At 66.3% G+C, this 18,562-nt stretch carries 16 protein-coding genes; 3 read left to right on the forward strand and 13 right to left on the reverse strand.

The features are described 5' to 3' along the window. Window positions 1-12: 12 nt before the first annotated feature. The 6 genes from FNV92_RS01985 to FNV92_RS02010 form a co-directional block, all read right to left on the reverse strand. Entirely contained in the window at window positions 13-1,371 is a 1,359-nt protein-coding gene (locus tag FNV92_RS01985) for a S41 family peptidase (protein WP_143842450.1), read from the reverse strand. Beyond that, window positions 1,368-2,708 carry a murein hydrolase activator EnvC family protein gene (locus tag FNV92_RS01990; protein WP_143842449.1) on the reverse strand — a complete coding sequence of 447 codons (1,341 nt, stop codon included), beginning with the start codon at window positions 2,706-2,708 and terminating at the stop codon, window positions 1,368-1,370. Before FNV92_RS01990 ends, FNV92_RS01985 begins: the two co-directional genes overlap by 4 nt. 33 nt (window positions 2,709-2,741) lie before the next feature. Beyond that, complete coding sequence (rlmH, locus tag FNV92_RS01995) at window positions 2,742-3,224, reverse strand: 23S rRNA (pseudouridine(1915)-N(3))-methyltransferase RlmH (RefSeq protein ID WP_143842448.1); 483 nt, start codon at window positions 3,222-3,224, stop codon at window positions 2,742-2,744. Between the two features lie 95 nt (window positions 3,225-3,319). Further along, a complete protein-coding gene (gene rsfS, locus FNV92_RS02000; RefSeq protein WP_014439047.1) occupies window positions 3,320-3,691 on the reverse strand; it encodes a ribosome silencing factor in 372 nt (123 codons plus the stop codon). A gap of 235 nt (window positions 3,692-3,926) precedes the next feature. Continuing rightward, window positions 3,927-4,571 (reverse strand): nicotinate-nucleotide adenylyltransferase, encoded by a 645-nt coding sequence (locus FNV92_RS02005; RefSeq protein ID WP_014439048.1) that lies wholly within the window; start codon window positions 4,569-4,571, stop codon window positions 3,927-3,929. 22 nt (window positions 4,572-4,593) lie between these two features. Further along, window positions 4,594-5,901, reverse strand: coding sequence for a glutamate-5-semialdehyde dehydrogenase (locus tag FNV92_RS02010; protein WP_143842447.1), 1,308 nt, complete (start codon window positions 5,899-5,901; stop codon window positions 4,594-4,596). 323 nt (window positions 5,902-6,224) lie between these two features. Between FNV92_RS02010 and FNV92_RS02015 the strand changes: the two genes are divergently transcribed. Beyond that, on the forward strand, window positions 6,225-9,836 hold the full coding sequence (locus FNV92_RS02015) for an autotransporter domain-containing protein (RefSeq protein ID WP_143842446.1): 3,612 nt from the start codon (window positions 6,225-6,227) through the stop codon (window positions 9,834-9,836). A 31-nt stretch (window positions 9,837-9,867) separates the two neighbouring features. On the opposite strand, the gene proB is transcribed toward FNV92_RS02015, so the two are convergent. Then, the gene (gene proB, locus FNV92_RS02020) at window positions 9,868-10,989 is read right to left on the reverse strand and encodes a glutamate 5-kinase (RefSeq protein ID WP_143842445.1); all 1,122 of its coding nucleotides are present in this window, start codon (window positions 10,987-10,989) and stop codon (window positions 9,868-9,870) included. Between the two features lie 187 nt (window positions 10,990-11,176). On the opposite strand from proB, the gene FNV92_RS02025 reads away from it, so the two are divergent. Continuing rightward, a complete protein-coding gene (locus FNV92_RS02025) occupies window positions 11,177-12,154 on the forward strand; it encodes a Bug family tripartite tricarboxylate transporter substrate binding protein (protein WP_143842444.1) in 978 nt (325 codons plus the stop codon). Window positions 12,155-12,291: 137 nt separating this feature from the next. On the opposite strand, the gene FNV92_RS02030 is transcribed toward FNV92_RS02025, so the two are convergent. The 3 genes from FNV92_RS02030 to FNV92_RS02040 all read right to left on the reverse strand — a co-directional run bounded on the left by FNV92_RS02030 (window position 12,292) and on the right by FNV92_RS02040 (window position 15,766). After that, on the reverse strand, window positions 12,292-13,926 hold the full coding sequence (locus FNV92_RS02030) for an alkaline phosphatase family protein (protein ID WP_143842443.1): 1,635 nt from the start codon (window positions 13,924-13,926) through the stop codon (window positions 12,292-12,294). A gap of 231 nt (window positions 13,927-14,157) precedes the next feature. After that, window positions 14,158-15,198 carry a GTPase ObgE gene (gene obgE, locus FNV92_RS02035; RefSeq protein ID WP_143842442.1) on the reverse strand — a complete coding sequence of 347 codons (1,041 nt, stop codon included), beginning with the start codon at window positions 15,196-15,198 and terminating at the stop codon, window positions 14,158-14,160. An 85-nt stretch (window positions 15,199-15,283) separates the two neighbouring features. Beyond that, window positions 15,284-15,766: a MaoC family dehydratase gene (locus tag FNV92_RS02040; RefSeq protein WP_143842441.1), complete on the reverse strand. Its 483-nt coding sequence runs from the start codon at window positions 15,764-15,766 to the stop codon at window positions 15,284-15,286. Between the two features lie 122 nt (window positions 15,767-15,888). Here FNV92_RS02040 and FNV92_RS02045 point away from each other — a divergent pair, with 122 nt between their 5' ends. Beyond that, entirely contained in the window at window positions 15,889-16,803 is a 915-nt protein-coding gene (locus tag FNV92_RS02045; RefSeq protein ID WP_014439056.1) for a DMT family transporter, read from the forward strand. A gap of 197 nt (window positions 16,804-17,000) precedes the next feature. Here the strand turns inward: FNV92_RS02045 and FNV92_RS02050 are convergent, their stop codons facing one another. The 3 genes from FNV92_RS02050 to rplU form a co-directional block, all read right to left on the reverse strand. Then, complete coding sequence (locus FNV92_RS02050; protein ID WP_168213389.1) at window positions 17,001-17,594, reverse strand: GNAT family N-acetyltransferase; 594 nt, start codon at window positions 17,592-17,594, stop codon at window positions 17,001-17,003. A 156-nt stretch (window positions 17,595-17,750) separates the two neighbouring features. Then, a complete protein-coding gene (rpmA, locus tag FNV92_RS02055) occupies window positions 17,751-18,020 on the reverse strand; it encodes a 50S ribosomal protein L27 (protein ID WP_008137923.1) in 270 nt (89 codons plus the stop codon). 96 nt (window positions 18,021-18,116) lie between these two features. Next, window positions 18,117-18,509 carry a 50S ribosomal protein L21 gene (rplU, locus tag FNV92_RS02060; protein ID WP_014439058.1) on the reverse strand — a complete coding sequence of 131 codons (393 nt, stop codon included), beginning with the start codon at window positions 18,507-18,509 and terminating at the stop codon, window positions 18,117-18,119. Window positions 18,510-18,562 lie beyond the last annotated feature (53 nt).

Here is an 18,562-nt window from a genome sequence, read left to right on the forward strand (position 1 = left end):
GATGCGCCCGACTTAGTTCGCCGCTTTGGGCTTGTCGGTGGTCGCGCCCTTGTTGTCGCCCGGCGTGGGCGCCGCGGAGGCGCTGTTCTTGATGCCGTGGAGCAGGTCGCCGGCGAGCTTGAGCGCCTTGTCGTCCTTGGCGTCCGGCGGAACGTAGGACTGCGAGCCGGTCTTCTCGTCGCCGTCGTTCTTCAGATGGCCGCGCAGCGAAGCCTCGCCCTTGGTATCGGTGCGCGACTTCAACTCGTCCGGCACGTCCTGCAGCACTTCGATGTCGGGCACGATGCCCTTGGCCTGGATCGACTTGCCCGACGGCGTGTAGTAGCGCGCCGTGGTCAGACGCAACGCGCCATTGCCCGAGCCGAGCGGGATGATGGTCTGCACCGAGCCCTTGCCGAACGAGCGCGTGCCGACGATGGTCGCGCGCTTGTGGTCCTGCAGCGCGCCGGCGACGATCTCCGACGCCGAGGCCGAGCCGCCATTGACCAGCACGATGACCGGCTTGCCCTTGGTCAGATCGCCCGCATGCGCGGTGCGACGCTGCGTCTCCTCGGCATTGCGGCCGCGAGTCGAGACGATCTCGCCCTTCTCCAGGAACGAGTCGGAGACGGTGACAGCTTCCTCGAGCAGGCCGCCCGGGTTGTTGCGCAGGTCGATGATGTAGCCCTTCAGCTTGTCGCCGATCTGATTCGAGAGGTTGGCGACCTCGCGCTTCAGGCCCTCGGTGGTCTGCTCGTTGAAGGTGGTGATGCGGATATAGGCGATGTCGTCGGTCTCGACGCGCGCGCGCACCGAGCGGACGCGGATGTTGTCGCGCACCAGCGTGACGTCGATCGGATTGTCCTGGCCCTTGCGGATGATCTTGAGCTTGATCTTGGTGTTGACCGGACCGCGCATCTTCTCGACGGCCTGGTTCAGGGTCAGGCCCTGCACCGCCTCCTCGTCGAGATTGGTGATGATGTCGTTGGCCATGACGCCGGCGCGCGAGGCGGGCGTGTCGTCGATCGGCGAGACCACCTTGATCAGGCCGTCCTCCATCGTCACCTCGATGCCGAGGCCGCCGAACTCACCGCGGGTCTGCACCTGCATGTCGCGGAAGCTCTTCGCGTCCATGTAGCTCGAATGCGGATCGAGGCCCGTGAGCATGCCGCTGATGGCGGATTCGATCAGCTTGGTGTCGTCGGGCTTCTCGACATAGTCCGAGCGCACGCGCTCGAAGACGTCGCCGAAAAGGTTGAGCTGGCGATAGGTGTCCGCGGTGGCGGCCCGTGCGCTCGAGCCCATGAAGACCGCGCGCGGCTGGGTCACGAACAGCGTCAGCGCAGCACCGGTGGCCGCGCTGAGGAGGATAACTGAAGTCTTGCGCATCATCCGCGAACCTTCTCGCCTTCATTTGCGGCCCACCATGGGCCTGGATCGATTGGAGTGCCGTCCTTACGGAACTCGACATACAGCACAGGTTGACTCGCGTTCGTGGCGAGAATGGAGGCGACTTGAGAGGTCGACCCCATGGTCGCGACAGGCTCCCCCGTGAGCACAAACTGTCCGATGTTGACCGAAATGCGCTCCATCCCGGCGATCAGGACATGATACCCGCCCCCGGCATTGAGGATCAAGAGTTGTCCATAGCTGCGGAACGGGCCGGCATAGACCACCCAGCCATCACACGGCGTCGTGATCTGGGAGCCGGGCTTGGTGGCCAGCGAAATGCCCTTCTGAACCCCGCCGACTCCGTCGGAACCGCCAAAATCCCTGATCTTGTTACCGTTAACCGGGAGCGGCAGCAGGCCCTTGGCCGAGGCGAAGGCGATGGCCGGGGTGGTCCGGGACCGATCCTTGAAAGCGCCGGGGCCGGGCTTGGCGCTGGCGGACGCCTTTGCCTCCGCCAGCTTTGCGGCCTCGGCGGCCTTTTCAGCGGCCTTGGCGGCGCTCTGCAGATCCTGCTCCATCTTGGCGATCAGGCCCTGGAGATCGCCGACCTGTTTCGACAGCGTGATGGCGCGCGCGCTCTCGGCGCTGAGGTCCTTTTCCCGTGACGCCTGCTGGCGCTGCCGCTCGTCGACGAGGGCCGCGAGCCGGGTCTGGTCGCTGCGAATCCTGTCGCGGTCGGTGGCAAGCTGGTCGCGCTCGGCGGCGATGTTCCGGCGCAAGGCCACGAGTTCGCCGAGCTCGCCTGCAATTGCTTCCGCGCGTCCGCGCAGTTCCGGCACCACGGCGCCGAGCAGCATGGCGGTGCGCAGCGATTGCAGCGCGTCCTCGGGCCGCACCAGCAGCGCCGGCGGCGTCCGCCGGCCGGCGCGCTGCAGGGCGGCCAGCACCTCGACGATGTCGGCGCGGCGCGAATCCAGCGAGGCGCGCATCTGCTGCTCGCGGCCGTTCAACGACCGCAGCCGCGCTTCCGCTTCGTCGACCTTGGTCTCGACGGCGCGCACATTGGCGGCGGTGTCGATCAATTGCTGGTTGAGCTGGGTGCGATCCTGGCCGAGCGAAATGATCTCGGCCTTGAGCTTGGCCTGCGCCTCTTCCGCGCTCTTCTGCCTGGCGCGCGCGGCTTCCAGCTCCTGCTCGCGCTGCTTGACCGCATCGGGTGAAACGGCCGCGGCCTGCTGTGCCGGCGTTGTCGTCTGAGCTTGCGCGGGGCTTGCGCCCAACAGGCTTGCGCCCGAGACGCTTGCGATCAGCAGCAGGTTGATGACGGGCGCTCGCATCGCTTTAAGCAAAGGTGCTCGTTGTGGCGCGCATCACGCGCGGTGATAGGGGTGGCCGGCCAGGATGGTGGCGGCCCGATAAAGCTGTTCCAGAAGCATGACGCGGACCATTTGATGCGGCCAGGTCGCCGAGCCGAACGCAATCGCGAGCTTGGCCTTACGGCGCAATTCGGGCGAAAGTCCGTCCGCCCCTCCGATTACGAAGATCGTATGACCGGCGCCCTCGTCGCGCCAGCGCCCGAGATTCCGTGCGAATACGGTGGAGTCGAGGTTCTGGCCGCGCTCGTCCAGCGCCACCAGGATCGACTTGTCCGGAACATGCGCGGAGATCGCCGCGGCCTCCTCGGCCATCCGTGTCGCGGTGTCGCGCGCGCGGCTTTCGGGGATTTCGTGGATGGCGAGCTCGCGGAATCCGAGCTTGCGGCCGGCCTCGTCGAACCGCTCGAAATAGCGGTCGGCCAGCTCCCGTTCGGGGCCCTGCTTCAGCCGGCCCACCGCAATGACTGCAACACGCATGATGTTTTCAGGGTCGTGTTTTCGAGACCGCGCGCAGGTTGCGCGCGCACGACGCTAGCATGCGCGTCAGCCGATTCGAAATCGGCCAGTCGCCTCTAGACCGCCTTCGCCGCGATCGCTTTCGCCGCCCCTGGGCCCTGCGTGTACAATCGCTCGAGATTGTAGAATTCGCGGACTTCGGGTCTGAACACGTGCACGATCACATCGCCGGAATCGATCAGCACCCAGTCGCAATTGGGCAAGCCCTCGACGTGGATGTTCTTGATACCGTTTTCCTTGAGGCCCTTGGCGACGTTTTCCGCGATCGCGCCAACGTGCCGGTTCACCCGGCCGGTGGTGACGATCATGTAGTCCGAGTACGCCGATTTGCCGCGAAGGTCGATGGTGACCGTCTCTTCCGCCTTCATGTCGTCGAGGCGGGAGAGGATCAGGCTCAGCGTCTTGTCGGCGTCGGGTTGCGCCTTCAAGGCCGCAGCTTTGGTCGATGTTTTACGCGCCGGCTTTGCGTTGGGTAAAACAGACTTCGTCGAAGCTGTCTTCGTTGAAGCTGTCTTGGACAATACAGATGTGGTCAGGGACCATTCCTTTCACTGTATCGCGAACGCCGAATCCAGCGTCCACTGGTTACACTACATCATGTGGGGTTAAGGGTTTCAATATGCCAGAGAGCCCGAATTCCACACGCCGTCCGCACAGTCTGACTCACTTCGTACCTATCCAGCTCCCGTCCGGGTTCCGTAAGCCCGTCGAGGAGAGATTCAGCTTCAATCCGGTCAGGAAAACCCAGGCCGGGGCCGGCTGATCCGCAAGCAGTGCTGCCTTATTCTCGGGCAGGCGGTAGCGCGCGAGCGCCTTGGCGGCGGGAGAGGCGAGGGCACGAAAACTCTGCGGCGGGCGGTCGATGACCGCGATCGGCACCTGGCCGGCGATGCGGCGCCAGTCCTGCCAACGATGGAATTGAGCGAGGTTGTCGGCGCCCATGATCCAGACAAAGCGCAGGCCGCGGAGGCGGCGGCGCAGGGTGTTGATCGTGTCGATAGTGTAGCGCGTACGGATGACGGATTCGAGACAGCTCACCTCGATCCTGGGGTCGTTTGCGACCTCGCGCGCAGCCTGCATCCGCTCACCGAGCTCATGCAGCGTACCGTTCTCCTTCAGCGGATTGCCCGGCGTCACCAGCCACCACACGCGATCGAGTTGCAATCGCTTGAGCGCGAACTGGCTGATGGCGCGATGGGCCTGATGCGGCGGATTGAATGAGCCGCCGAGCAGGCCGATGCGCATGCCCTCCGTATAGGGCGGGATCGCTTGCGCCGGGAAACGCGGCACGACGAAATTGTTACTCAAGGCCCGCGCCCCACGACGTTGCTTAGGGCCGCGTCTGCCCGGTGCCGTGAACGCGATACTTGAAGCTGGTCAATTGCTCGGCGCCGACAGGACCGCGGGCGTGGAAGCGGCCGGTGGCGATGCCGATCTCGGCGCCGAAGCCGAACTCGCCGCCGTCGGCGAATTGCGTCGATGCGTTGTGCAGCACGATCGCGGAATCGACTTCGCTGAGGAATTTCTTCGCGGCGGCCTCGTCCGCGCTCACGATCGCATCGGTGTGATGCGAGCCGTGGGTCTGGATGTGCGCGATCGCGCCGTCGACGCCGTCAACCACTTTCGCTGCGATGATCGCGTCGAGATATTCGGTGTCCCAATCATCTTCGTTCGCGGGCTTGACGCGGCTGTCGACCTTCTGCACGGCGTCGTCGCCGCGCACCTCGCAGCCCGCCTCGATCAGCATCTCGACCAGCGGCTTCAGGTTTTTGCCGGCAGCGGCGCGATCGACCAGCAGCGTCTCGGCGGCGCCGCAGACGCCGGTGCGGCGCATCTTGGCGTTGAGCACGATCGACTTCGCCATGGCGAGGTCGGCGCTGGCGTCGATATAGACGTGGTTGACGCCTTCGAGATGCGCGAACACCGGCACGCGTGCCTCGGCCTCGACGCGCGAGACGAGGCTCTTGCCGCCGCGCGGCACGATGACATCGATGGCGCCGTTCAATCCGGACAGCATCATGCCAACCGCGGCGCGGTCGCGCGTCGGTACCAGCGTGATCGCGGCTTCGGGCAGGCCGGCTTCGCGCAGGCCCTGCACCAGGCATTCATGGATGGCGCGGCAGGAGCGGAAACTGTCGGAGCCTCCGCGCAGGATCACGGCATTTCCCGACTTCAGGCACAGCACGCCGGCATCGGCAGCGACATTGGGCCGGCTCTCAAAAATCACGCCGACGACGCCGAGCGGCACGCGCACGCGTTCGATGGTCATCCCGTTCGGCCGCTGCCAGCTCTCGGTGACGATGCCGACGGGATCGGCGATGCCCCGCACGATGCCTACCCCCTCGGCCATCGCTTCGACGCGCGCCGGCGTCAGCGTCAGGCGATCGATGAAGGACGCCGTCATGTTGCTCGACGCGCGGGCCTCCGCGACGTCCTCGGCATTGGCGGCGAGAATTGCTGCAGAGCTCGCGCGGATCGCCCGCTCCATGGCTTCCAGCGCCCGGTTCTTCTGCTCCGGCGGCGCCAGCGCCAGCACGCGCGCGGCGGCGCGGGCACGGTTGGCGAGATCGGACATCAGCGCCAGGAGATCGCTGGTGCGATCGGCACTGCCATCGACGGCTTTGAGGGGGGCGGCCATTGGAATTTAAACCTTCTGCTAAGGCAGTGTCCTAGCACGGAAATCCCGGGTTTGGCGAGGCTGGGAATCACCTTCGGCAAGGCCTCGCAAGGCTCGATCGGGGCTTTGGGGTCGCCGGCATCAGGCTCGGTCGGCGCCAAGGCGAGGCGGGCGGAGCCGGGCGGCTCTGTGCTCCGCGCGCACCAGCATGGAGGAAATCGTCGCGTGAGACGCTGAGCGCATTGCCCGCATGGACAACCTGTTACCCCTCGGCGGCGTCTTACGACGTCGCGTGCCCGACCTGCTGGCAGGCGCTGCAATGCTTCTGCTTGAGGTTCGCGACATTGAAGTCCACCGGACTGCCGCTGCGCTTCGCGCTTCTCGCCACCACGCTCGGTCTCGCCTGCCAGGCAAACGCAGGCACGCTGTTCGTGACGTCCACGGCCGATAGCGGCGCCGGGAGCCTGCGGGCTGCCATCACCAGCGCCGGCAATGGCGACACCATCATGTTCCAGACCGGCGGCACCATCACGCTTGCGAGCGAGCTGCCCGTCATCACCAGGAACCTGACCATCGACGGCAACGGCAACAACCCCGTCATCAGCGGCGCCGGGACCTATCGTCCGTTCTTCATTGGCGATGCCGGGACGACCGGCTCGACCTATTCGGTCACGATCGCAAATCTTTCCATCGCCAACGCGGCGGCTCAGGGCGGCCGGGGCATCGACGGTGGTGGCGGCGGCGCCGGTCTCGGCGGCGCGGTGTTCGTTTCGAGCAACGGCGCGCTGACGCTCAGCAATGTCAGCCTGAGCAACAACCAGGCGAGCGGGGGTGCGGGCGGCGCCTTCACCAACAATCTGAGCGGCGGCGGCGGCGGCATGGGAGGAAATGGCGGAAGCAGCTCGAGCTCAGCGGGCAATGGCGGCGGCGGGCTGGCCGTGGGCAGCAATAGCGTGAGCGGACTTGGGACCAACGGCGGCGGCACCAACGGTGGCGTAGGCACGATGACCGGTGCCGGCACCGGGGGTAACGGAGGGTTCGGTGGTGGCGGCGGCGGTAGTGAGACGAGTTTTATTGCAAGTGCCGTGCAAGGCGGCAACGGAGGGTTCGGCGGCGGCGGTGGCGGCGGCGGTAACTTCTTCAGTGGCCAAGGTATCGGCGGCGCGGGTGGGTATGGCGGCGGTGGCGGCGGGGCAATCAGCGGAACCACCGCCGCTGGTGGCAATGGCGGTTTCGGTGGCGGCGGCGCCGCCGTTTACGCAATGACGCGCACCGGCGGTGCCGGTGGCTTCGGCGCCGGAGCCGCGGATGTCAGCCTGTCCGTTCCGGGCGCCGCGGGCGGCGGTGGCGGGCTCGGCGCCGGCGGCGCGGTCTATGTCCAGACCGGCGGCACCGTCACGGTCACCGGCTCGCTGACCGTCAACGGCAACGGCGTTGCCGGCGGTGGTGGTGGCGGCGGCTACGGCGATCCTGGCAGCGCCTTCGGGTCCGGCATCTTCTTCCAGGGCACCGGCGGCACCCCGACCACGCTCGCCTTTGGCGCCGGCAGCCAGTCGATTGCGAACGGAATTGCCGACTACATCGGCTCGGGCGGCACCAATCCCGGCGGCGGCGCCAACGCCGCGGACCAAGGCGGCAGCGTCGCGCTCACCAAGAGCGGCGGCGGCACGCTCACCCTTGCGGGCCCCAACACCTATAGCGGTGGCACCACGATCAACGAAGGCACGACGCTCGTCGTCGGCAATTCCGGCGCGCTCGGCAGCGGCACGTTGACGCTCAACGGCGGCGCCACGGGCGTCACCGTGAACTTCAACGGCAGCTTCACTGTCGCCAACGACATCACGGCAACAGGCGATCCGACCTACAACGTTCTCACCGGCAACACCGTCAACCTGAGCGGCGCGCTGTCGGGGTCGGGAGACGTCGTCGTCAACAATCAGAGCGGCTATGCCGGAACGCTCGTTCTGTCGGGCCTGAACACCTATACCGGCCCGACCGTGGTCGAAGCCGGCACGCTGCAGGCCGGCTCGACTAGCGCCTTCGGCAGCAATTCCGCCATGACGGTCTCGGGCGGCGCGGTGCTCGACCTCGGCGGATTCTCCAACGCCGTGGGATCGCTGGCCGGCGCCGGCACCGTCACCAACAGCGGCGGCGCTGTCGTCCTGACCGCGGGCGGGGACAACAGCTCGACGGTGTTCTCCGGCACGATTCAGGACGGCGCGGGACCGATGGCGCTGACCAAGTCCGGCAGCGGCCTGCTGGTGCTCACCGGCGTCAACACCTACAGCGGGGCAACCCTTGTCGGCGGCGGCGAGCTGCGCGTGAATGGCTCGATTGCGTCGTCGAGCCTGACCACGGTCGGCAGCGGTGCCATCCTCAGCGGCAGCGGCACGCTCGGCAATACGCTGATCCAGGGCGGCGCGATCTTCGCGCCCGGCTCGGGTACGCCGGGCAGCGCAACGACGATCGCCGGCAATCTCGCCTTCCAGTCGGGAGCGATCTATCTGGTGCAACTCAATCCGGCCGCTGCGACCGGCGCCATCATCAACGGCGCTGCGACGCTCGCGGGCAGCGTGACCGCGGCGTTCGCGTCCGGAACGTATTTCACCCGCAGCTATTCGATCCTGCATGCGGGGTCGATCAGCGGCAATTTTGCCGCCTTCTCCACCGTCGCCCTTCCGGCCGGAATCAGCGCCGGCCTGCGGACCACGGCAACCGACGTGCTGATCGAGTTGACGGCGCAACTTGGTGCGCTCTCCCCCGGCGGGTTGAACCGCAATCAGCGAAACGTCGCCGATGCGCTCAACGGTTTCTTCAACGGCGGCGGGACGTTGCCGCCCGGCTTCGTCGCATTGTTCGGGCTGAGCGGCACGCCGCTGGCGGGCGCGCTGACCCAGCTCTCCGGCGAGACCGCGACCGGCGCGCAGCAGACGACCTTCGATGCCATGGACCAGTTTCTCGGCGTGCTCACCGACCCCTTTGTCGACGGGCGCGGTTCGCGCGCCGCTGACGCCGATGGTGCGATGGGCTACGCCGCCGCTTCTGGCAAGCGCCGCGGCGCCGAGCGCGAGGCCTACGGCATGATGACCAAGGCGCCGTCGCGCGCGAGCTTCGAGTCGCGCTGGAGCGTTTGGGCCGCAGGCTTTGGCGGCTCGCAGACGACCGACGGCAATGTGGTGACCGGCTCCAACACCGCCACCAGTCGCGTGGCCGGCACCGCCGTCGGCGCGGATGTGTGGCTGTCGCCGCGCACGGTCGCTGGCTTCGCGCTGGCCGGCGGCGGAACGAGCTTCAACGTCGCCGCGGGCGGCAGCGGTCGCTCCGACCTGTTCCAGGCCGGCGCTTTCGTGCGGCATACCGCCGGGCCATCCTATGTCAGCGCGGCGCTCGCCTATGGTTGGCAGGACGTCACCACCGACCGCACCGTTACGGTGAGCGGCAGCGAGCGGCTGCGGGCACAATTCGATGCCAATGCCTTTTCCGCGCGAGCCGAGGCCGGCTATCGTTTCGCGGCGCGATGGCTCGGTGTCACGCCGTATGCCGCCGCACAGGTGATCGCGTTCGATCTGCCCGCCTATGCCGAGCAGGCGCTGGCCGGCTCCGCAACCTTTGCATTGAGCTACGCGGCGAGGACGGCGACTGCGACGCGCAGTGAGATCGGCCTGCGTACCGACAAGTCGCTCCTGATCGATCAGGCGGTGCTGACCGTCCGCGGCCGTGCCGCGTGGGCGCACGAATACGGCGTCGATCGCAGCATCGTCGCCACCTTTCAGACCTTGCCCGGGGCAAGCTTCGTCGTCGACGGCGCATCGCCCGGGCCCGACGCCGCGCTGACCAGCGCGTCCGCCGAGATCGCGTGGCGCAATGGCGTCTCGATCGCCGCGTCGTTCGAAGGGGCGTTCTCGGACGTTGTCAGGAGCTACGCCGGCAAAGGCAGTATCCGCTATGCGTGGTAGGCCTTGATCGTCAGATGGGATCGGTCGGGTGCTACCCGCCCATCACCAGATCGTCGCGGTGGATCATCTCCGAGCGGCCGCTGATGCCGAGGATCGCCATCACGTCCGGGGAGGAGCGGCCCTTGATCCGCTCGGCGTCGTCGGCGTCGTAGGCGATCAGGCCGCGGCCGACCTCGCTGGTGTCGGGGCCGCGCACGATCACGGCGTCGCCGCGGGCGAACTGGCCCTCGACCTTGATCACGCCGGCCGGCAGCAGGCTGGCGCCGGCCCGCAGTGCGGCGACCGCGCCGGCGTCGATGGTCAGCGTGCCCTTCGGCTCCAGCGATCCTGCGATCCAGCGCTTTCGCGAGGTGATAGGATTGGCCGGCGTCAGGAACCAGGTGCAGCGGCCGCCATCGGCGATCGCCTGCAGGGGATGCTCGATCTTGCCGGAGGCGATCAGCATATGCGTGCCGCCCGTGGTGGCGATCTTGGCCGCCTCGACCTTGGTGCGCATGCCGCCGCGCGACAGCTCGGACTCGGCGTCGCCTGCGACGGCCTCGATCTCCGAGGAGATGCTCTCGACCACTGGAATGAGTTTGGCGTTCGGATTGTTCTTCGGCGGCGCATCGTAGAGCCCGTCGATGTCGGACAGCAACACCAGCAGGTCCGCGCTCGCCATGGTGGCGACGCGCGCGGCGAGGCGGTCGTTGTCGCCGTAGCGGATTTCGTTGGTGGCGACCGTGTCGTTCTCGTTGATCACGGGGATCGCGCGCCATTCCAGCAGCTTGCCGATGGTGGAGCGGGCATTGAGATAGCGGCGGCGCTCCTCGGTGTCCTGGAGCGTGACCAGGATCTGGCCGGCGCCGATGCCGTGCGCGCCGAGCACCTCGGACCAGATCCGCGCCAGTGCGATCTGGCCGACGGCGGCGGCGGCCTGGCTCTCTTCCAGCTTCAGCGGGCCGCGCGGCAGCTTGAGCCGGCTGCGCCCGAGCGCGATCGAGCCGGAGGAGACGACGAGAACGTCGCGGCCCTCGCGGTGCAGCCTGGCCATGTCGTCGGCGAGCGCGGCGAGCCAGGACGCCCGCACCTCGCCCTTGTCGGAATCGACCAGCAGTGCGGAGCCGACCTTGACGACGATGCGGCGGAATTGGCTGAGTTCGGGGCTGGCCATGGTGCTGCGTGACGGAATGCTCGGAAAACGGCGGAGCGACTGGCGGCGCCGATGAGCCTGCTTTTGCAGCAGGACGATGGCCGGCGCAAGGCGGCCGGAATGGTAAACGCCACCAATGTCGGCCTTGTGTCGGGCGCCGGGCCGGCTCTAATTGCCGCCAACGAAAAAGGGCGGAACGAGGAAACGAATGGATCGTCGCAATTTCATCGCCGGATGTCTTGGTGGAGGTCTTGGGCTGCCGCTGCTGGCGCAAACGGGCGGAGCGTACGCACAGGCGGGGCTGACGAAGATCATCTTCCCGTTCGCGTCGGGGGCGGGCGGCGACACGCTGTGCCGGCTGATCGCGCAGGAGATGGCCCCGGTACTGCAGCGGACCATCGTGGTCGAAAACCGCACCGGCGGCGACGGCCTGATCGGCATCAAGGCGGTGAAGGGCGCAAGCCCCGACGGCAGCATGGTGCTGGTGACGACGGGGCCCACCATGTACCTGCTGCCGATGGTGGAGAAGACGTCGAGCTTCGACACGGCGAAAGACTTCATGCCGGTGTCGCTGCTGGCGCGGTTCGAGTTCGCCGTCGTGGTCGGTCCGGCGGTCGATGCCGCCGATTTCAAGGGATTTGCCGCCTGGCTGAAGGCGCATCCGGACAAGACGTCGTTCGGCGTACCGAGCAACGGCACCATTCCGCATTTCATGGGCTCCCGGCTCGAGAAGGATCTCGGCATTCCCCTGACCCGCGTGCCTTATCGCGGCAGCGCGCCGATCCTCAACGACCTCGTCGGCGGCCATGTCTCGTTCGGCATCGTGACATTGGCCGATGCGCTGCCGCAGCATCGCGCCAAGGGCGTCAAGATCATCGCGGTGAGCAGCGCGGAACGTTCGCCGTTTGCGCCCGAGGTCCCGACGCTGAGGGAGAGCGGCATCGATCTCGTGGCCGACGGCTGGTACGGCATGTGGCTTCCCGCCGGCAGCCCGCCGGACTTCGCCAGCAAGCTCGGCGCCGCCGCGAGCGCCGCGCTCGCGAGGCCCGAGGTGAAGGAGAAGCTTACCGCGATCGGTCTGATCCCGGTCGGCAGCAATGCGGAGGGGCTATCGAAGGAGCTCGCCGCGAACACCGCATTCTGGCAACCGATCGTGACTGCGACGGGATACAAGATCGAGAATTAGATCCTCGCGCGCCACTCTATCCCCTCATCCTGAGGAGCGTGCTCTTGCGCGCGTCTCGAAGGATGAACGGCCCTGCTGTTGCATCGGGGCCTGCATGGTTCGCGACGGCGCTGTTGCGCCTCCTCACCATGAGGGTTTTAGAGTTTTGCGCGCTGCGCGATGCCGTCCTTGATCGACGCCAGCTCCGCCTCATCCCAGATGCCGATCAGGATCCCGCCCTTGACCTGGAGTTGGTTGTCGGCATAGTTCGCGATCTTCTCGCGCGGCGTGGTGATGTGGTCGTTGGGATGCAGCGCCCAGTCGAACAGCTCGGCCTGCAGCCGCGCGATGATGCCGGCGCACTCCGGATCGTCGCCGCGATCCAGAAATTCCTCTGGATCGGTTTCGAGATCGTACAGCATCGGGCGGAAGCCGGAGGCGTGGATGTATTTCCAGCGGCCGTCGAACACCATGAACAGGCGGCAGCGCTCGATCGGCTGGTTCAGCTTCAGCCGTACGTCCTGCATGGCGTAATCGTATTCGGAGAACGCGACCTTGCGCCAATCGCCCGGCGTCGGCCCGCGCAGCAGCGGCAGCAGCGAACGGCCTTCGAGAATGTGGCCCGGGACCTTGCCGCCGAAATAATCGACGAAGGTCGGGGCGAGGTCGATGGCTTCCACCAGCGCATCGCTGCGCGTGCCGCGCGTCGCATCGGCTTCGCTGGACGGATCGATGACGATCAGCGGAATCTTCGCCGATTGCTCGTGGAACAGATCCTTCTCGCCCATCCAGTGGTCGCCGAGATAGTCGCCATGATCGGAGGTGAACACGATCATGGTAGTGTCCAGCAGGTCGCGCTCCCCGAGAAACGTCATCAGCACGCCCATCTGGTCGTCGATCTGGGTGATCAGGCCCATATAGGTCGGGATCACCTTCTCGCGGGCGTCGTCGCGCGCCATGTTGCGGGAGTAGCGCATGTCCATATAGGCGCCGAACACCGGATGCGGATTCTGCCGCTCGCGCTCGGAGCGGATCACCGGGATCATGTCGCGGGGCGAATACATGCTGGCGTAGGGCTCCGGCGCGATGTAGGGCCAGTGCGGCTTGATGTAGGACAGATGCAGGCACCACGGCCGGCCGTCGGTCTCGGCTTCGCTGATGAAGTCCATCGCGCGCCGCGTCATGTAGGGCGTTTCGGAATGCTCGTCCGGCACGCGCGCGGCCTTGTCGGCGTGCACCAGCAGCCAGCCGTTCTGCAGGGAGCCATCGTCCGCTGCGCCCGAGTTCGCCCAGTGCTCCCAGGGATTGGTCGCTTCGAATCCCTGCTGGCGCAGATATTCGTCGTATTTCGGCCGGGGCCGGCCGGTCGGATGCAGGCCGTCGTCACGCTCGTACGGCTCGAACCCGCATTCGGTGACATGCACGCCGATGACAGATTCCGGCGGGATGCCGAGCGCCTTCATGCCTTCGAGATCTGGCGCCATGTGGGTCTTGCCGACCAGCACGTTGCGCACGCCGATCTTCTTGAGGTGGTCGCCGAGGGTGGGCTCGCCGACGCGCAGCGGCCAGCCGTTCCAGTGCGAGCCATGCGAGCGCATGTAACGGCCGGTGTAGAACGACATCCGCGACGGCCCGCAGATCGGCGACTGCACATAGGCCTTGCTGAACAGCACGCCGCGCCTCGCCATGGCGTCGATGTTCGGCGTCTTCAGGGTGGGATGGCCGGTGCAGCCGAGATAGTCATAGCGAAGCTGGTCGCACATGATCCAGAGAACGTTCTTCGCGCGCGCCATGCGTCATCCCTGAATTTCCTGACGGTCGATGCTGCGCTATCGAGGACGCGATGACAAGCCAGCCCATGATGCGCGGACGCGTTGCCACATATTCAACCGTCATCCCCGCGAACGCGGGGATCCATAGCCACAGGGAGCAGTTTGGCTAAGGCTTGTGGTTCGGACGATGACCGGTCAAACCCGACGGATCACGCGGTATGGGTCCCTGCGTTCGCAGGGACGACAGGGAGTCTACGCCGACCAGGGCTCCGCCTCGGCGGTGCTCTTGGCCTTGGCAGACACCGGGGCCTCGCCGATCACATCCACCAGCGCGCGCAGCGCTTCCTTGACGCCCTCTCCGGTCGCGCCCGACATCAGCAGCGGCGTCTTCTTGGCGGCGCGCTTCAGCCGGTCCTTCTGCTTCTTCAATTCGTCCGGCTCGACCGCGTCGATCTTGTTAAGCGCGACGATCTCGATCTTGTCGGTCAGCAGCCCGCCATAGGCGTCGAGCTCCTTGCGAACCGTCTTGTAGGCCTTGCCGGCATGTTCGCAGGTCGCATCGATCAGATGCAGCAGCACCCGGCAACGTTCGACATGGCCGAGGAAGCGGTCGCCGAGGCCGGTACCCTCATGCGCGCCTTCGATCAGGCCGGGAATGTCCGCCAGCACGAATTCGCGGCCGTCGGCATTCACGACGCCGAGCTGCGGATGCAGCGTGGTGAAGGGATAGTCGGCGATCTTCGGCTTGGCGGCGCTGACCTTGCTGAGGAAGGTCGACTTGCCGGCATTGGGCAGGCCGACCAGGCCGGCATCCGCGATCAGCTTCAGCCGCAGCCAGATCCAGCGCTCTTCGCCGGGTTGGCCGGGGTTGGCGTTGCGCGGCGCGCGGTTGGTCGAGGACTTGAAATGCGCGTTGCCGAAGCCGCCATTACCGCCCTCGGCGAGCACGAATTTCTCGCCGACATCGGTGAAGTCGTGGATCAGCGTCTCGCGGTCCTCGTCGAAGATCTGCGTGCCCAGGGGCACTTTCAGCACGATCGACTTGCCGTTGGCGCCATGGCGGTCCGAGCCCGAACCGTTCTCGCCCTTCTGGGCCTTGAAATGCTGCTGGTAGCGGTAATCGATCAGCGTGTTGAGGCCGTCGGCGACCTCGATGATGACATTGCCGCCGCGGCCGCCATTGCCGCCGGAGGGACCGCCGAATTCGATGAACTTCTCGCGGCGGAACGCCACGCAGCCGTTCCCGCCGTCACCGGAGCGGATATAGACCTTTGCTTCGTCGAGGAATTTCATGGGCCATAGGTAGGCCAGCCGGTCCCGCGCGGCAACCCGGGCTTACCCCTGAATCGGCCGAATTTCCGCGAATGTCGGCCCTTGCTTAACCAGTCGGCCGGCGCCGGATCAGGAATTTCTGCATCCCCTCCAGCACCAGCTCCTTGCGCTGGTTGAACACGGTGCTTTTGAGCGTCACCGCGCCGGTCGTGCGGCCCGGTACCAGCTCGGTGACTTCGAGCGCGGGGTAGATGGTGTCGTCGGCGAACACCGGCTTGAGGAACCGGCTCGACTGCTCGAGGAAACCGACCAGGGAGTCCTCGACCATGAACGGAAACAGGCCGGCGCCGGGCGCGGTGTGGATCAGGGTCTGGAAGCCGTGGGCCAGCAGATGCGGCATGCCGCGGCTGCGGCAATACTCGACATCGTAATGCACCGGATGGGTGTCGCCGCTCGCGGTCTGGAAGGCGGCGAACACCGCCGGGGTCTGCGTGCGGCTCGGGATCACGAAGCGCTCGCCGACGACGAAATCCTCAAACCAGCGTTGCCGGGAGATCATGCGATGCTGGGTCGGGTCGAAGTCGGTCATGCGCTGCACCATCGGGACGAATGCGGAGATTGATCCGTATCGCGTGCCGCGCAGTGCGACAATGCGTTCAATTCGTCAGAGTCGGGCTTGTCGCGGGCGCCAGCGCGATTAAAACGGCGCCAATGCCCCTCTTCAAAAATCTCTCCGCCTATGACGAACGCTCCGCGCGCCTTGCCGGCATTGCGCTGATGGTGCTGTCGATCTTCATGTTCTCGTTCGGCGATGCCATGGGCAAGTTCCTGGTCGGGACGTATTCGGTGGGGCAGCTGCTGTTCCTGCGCGCCTGCGCGGCGCTGCTGCTGCTGCTGCCGCTGATCTGGAAGCAGCGCCATCAGTTCCTGCATCTGGAGCGGCCGCGCCTGCAGCTGTTTCGCGTCGTGCTGTCAACGCTGGAAGTGGCGGCGTTCTTCCTCGCGACGGTCTATCTGCCGCTCGCGGACGTCATCACCTATTATCTCGCCGGCCCCATCTTCGTCACCGCGATGTCGGCGATCTTCCTGCGCGAGAAGGTCGGCTGGCGGCGCTGGACCGCGATCCTGATCGGCTTCTGCGGCGTGCTGATCGCGCTGCGGCCGTCGGCGCAGACCGTCAGCCTGCCGGCGCTGATCGCGCTCGGCGGCAGCCTGTCGTTTGCGACCTTGATGTTGATCACGCGCAGCCTGCGCAAGACGCCGGACATCGTGATGGCATCCTCGCAGTTCGTCGGCACGTTCCTGCTCGGCGCGGTGCTGTCGGCCTTCCACTGGGTGCCGCCGACGCCAGGCAGCCTCGTGATCTTCGCGGCCGCCGGGCTCATTTCGGTCACCGCGCTGTTCTGCGTCAACCGTTCGCTCAAGCTCGCGCCGGCCAGCGTGGTGGTGCCCTATCAATATTCGATGATCGTCTGGGCCGTGATCTTCGGCTTCGTCGTGTTCGGCGACGTCCCGCAGGTCGCCACCATCGTCGGCGCCGCCATCATCATCGCCGCCGGGTTCTATATCTATCTGCGCGAGCGCGATCTGGGACGCCCGAGTGCGGACGTGAATCCGCCGGTGTAGCGCTTACCCTCCCCTGGAGGGGGAGGGTCGATCGCGCGCAGCGCGAGCGGGGTGGGGTGATCTCTCCGCACGGGCACTGTTGGACGGGGGGAGACCGTCACCCCACCCCGTCTCTCATCTTCGCTGCGCTCGATGTGAGCCGACCCACGGGCGAGCTACGCACGTCCCGGACCCCTCCAGGGGAGGGTAAGCGCGCCCTACCTCACGCGCCGCGCGCTGCTCCAGCTCTTCAGCGACGACCACACCCCGCGTGACAGCCGGAAGCAATCGACAGGCGTGGAGGAGCCCAGCGCCAGGAAGCGGTGTAGCTGCACGCCGCTCCACTGGAAGCCGCACTTCTCCAGCACGTTGCGCGAGGCCGGGTTGGTGACGCGCGCGCCGGCATAGAGATGATCGTCCTCGAACTCCTCGAAGAAGAAGTCGATCGCGCCGCGCGCGGCCTCGGTGGCAAAGCCCTGGCCCCAATGCTCGACGCCGAGCCAGTAGCCGAGCTCGGCATTGCCGGGTGTGGAGCAATCGATCCCGACCATGCCGACCGGCCCGCTGTCGTGCTCGATCAGGAACACGGTCTCGCTGCCGAGCGCGGCGGTGGCGCGGATGAATGTAACGGCGTCGTCCTGCGAATAGGGATGCGGCAGCCGGCGGGTGTTTTCCGCGACGCGGCGGTCGTTGGCGAGGCGGGCGATGGTTCTGACGTCGGCCAGGGTCGGCCGCCGCAAGGTCAACCGTTCGGTGGCGACGACGCTGGGTCTCGCCTCCTGCAAGGTCGCGCTCGAAAAATCCTGCAACATGTTCGGCTCCGTCGAAGTCACTAAGTGAAAAGTGAGCAAGTCAAACGAAAGGGGAGGCCGGTTTCCCTGCCTCCCCTGGAGCCTTCGATCTCTTTGATCTCAAGGACTCCGCCGGTTCGGTCAAGGACCCGGCGGACTCCAAATTTGATCCGCCGTCTATTCAGCCGCCTCTGCGAGCGGGAGTACCGATACGAAAGTGCGGCCATTGGCTTTGGCCTGGAACGTGACACGACCCTCGATCTTGGCGAACAGAGTGTGGTCAGTGCCCATGCCGACATTAAGGCCGGGATGCCAGGTGGTGCCGCGCTGACGCGCAATGATGTTGCCGGGAATGACGACTTCCCCGCCGAACGCCTTGATCCCGAGGCGCTTGCCCTTGGAATCGCGACCGTTGCGCGATGAACCGCCTGCTTTTTTGTGAGCCATGGCTCGTCTCCAAATCCTGCGTAGTTCTAGATCAATTCCTTGACGGAATCATTTCACAATTTCTCACGCATCAATTCGTGAATTGGCGTGATCAATTTATGCGGCGTCGGCTTCTTCCTTGGCCGTCTCCTTGACGACCTTCTCCCGCTTCGGACGCGGCCCCTTGGTGGGCTTGGCGCCGTCGGTCAGGATCTCGCTGATGCGCAGCACCGTGATCTCGTCGCGGTAGCCGCGCTTGCGGCGCGAATTCTTGCGGCGGCGCTTCTTGAACGCGATGACCTTCGGTCCGCGCTTGTGGTCGAGCACCTCGACGGCCACGGTGGCGCCTGCCACCGTCGGCAGACCCAGGACCGGCGTGTCGCCGCCGACCATCAGAACCTCAGTCAGCTGAATGATCGTGCCGACTTCGCCTTCGATCTTGCCTACTTCCAGGACATCATCCGGAACGACGCGGTACTGCCGGCCGCCGGTTTTGATGACTGCGAACATCGTTGTTTTCCTTCGTGTTCATTCCCGGCCTCGCGACAGTTTGTCGGGGCCGG

Origin of the sequence: Bradyrhizobium cosmicum, from assembly GCF_007290395.2 — a bacterium.
Taxonomy (GTDB): domain Bacteria; phylum Pseudomonadota; class Alphaproteobacteria; order Rhizobiales; family Xanthobacteraceae; genus Bradyrhizobium; species Bradyrhizobium cosmicum.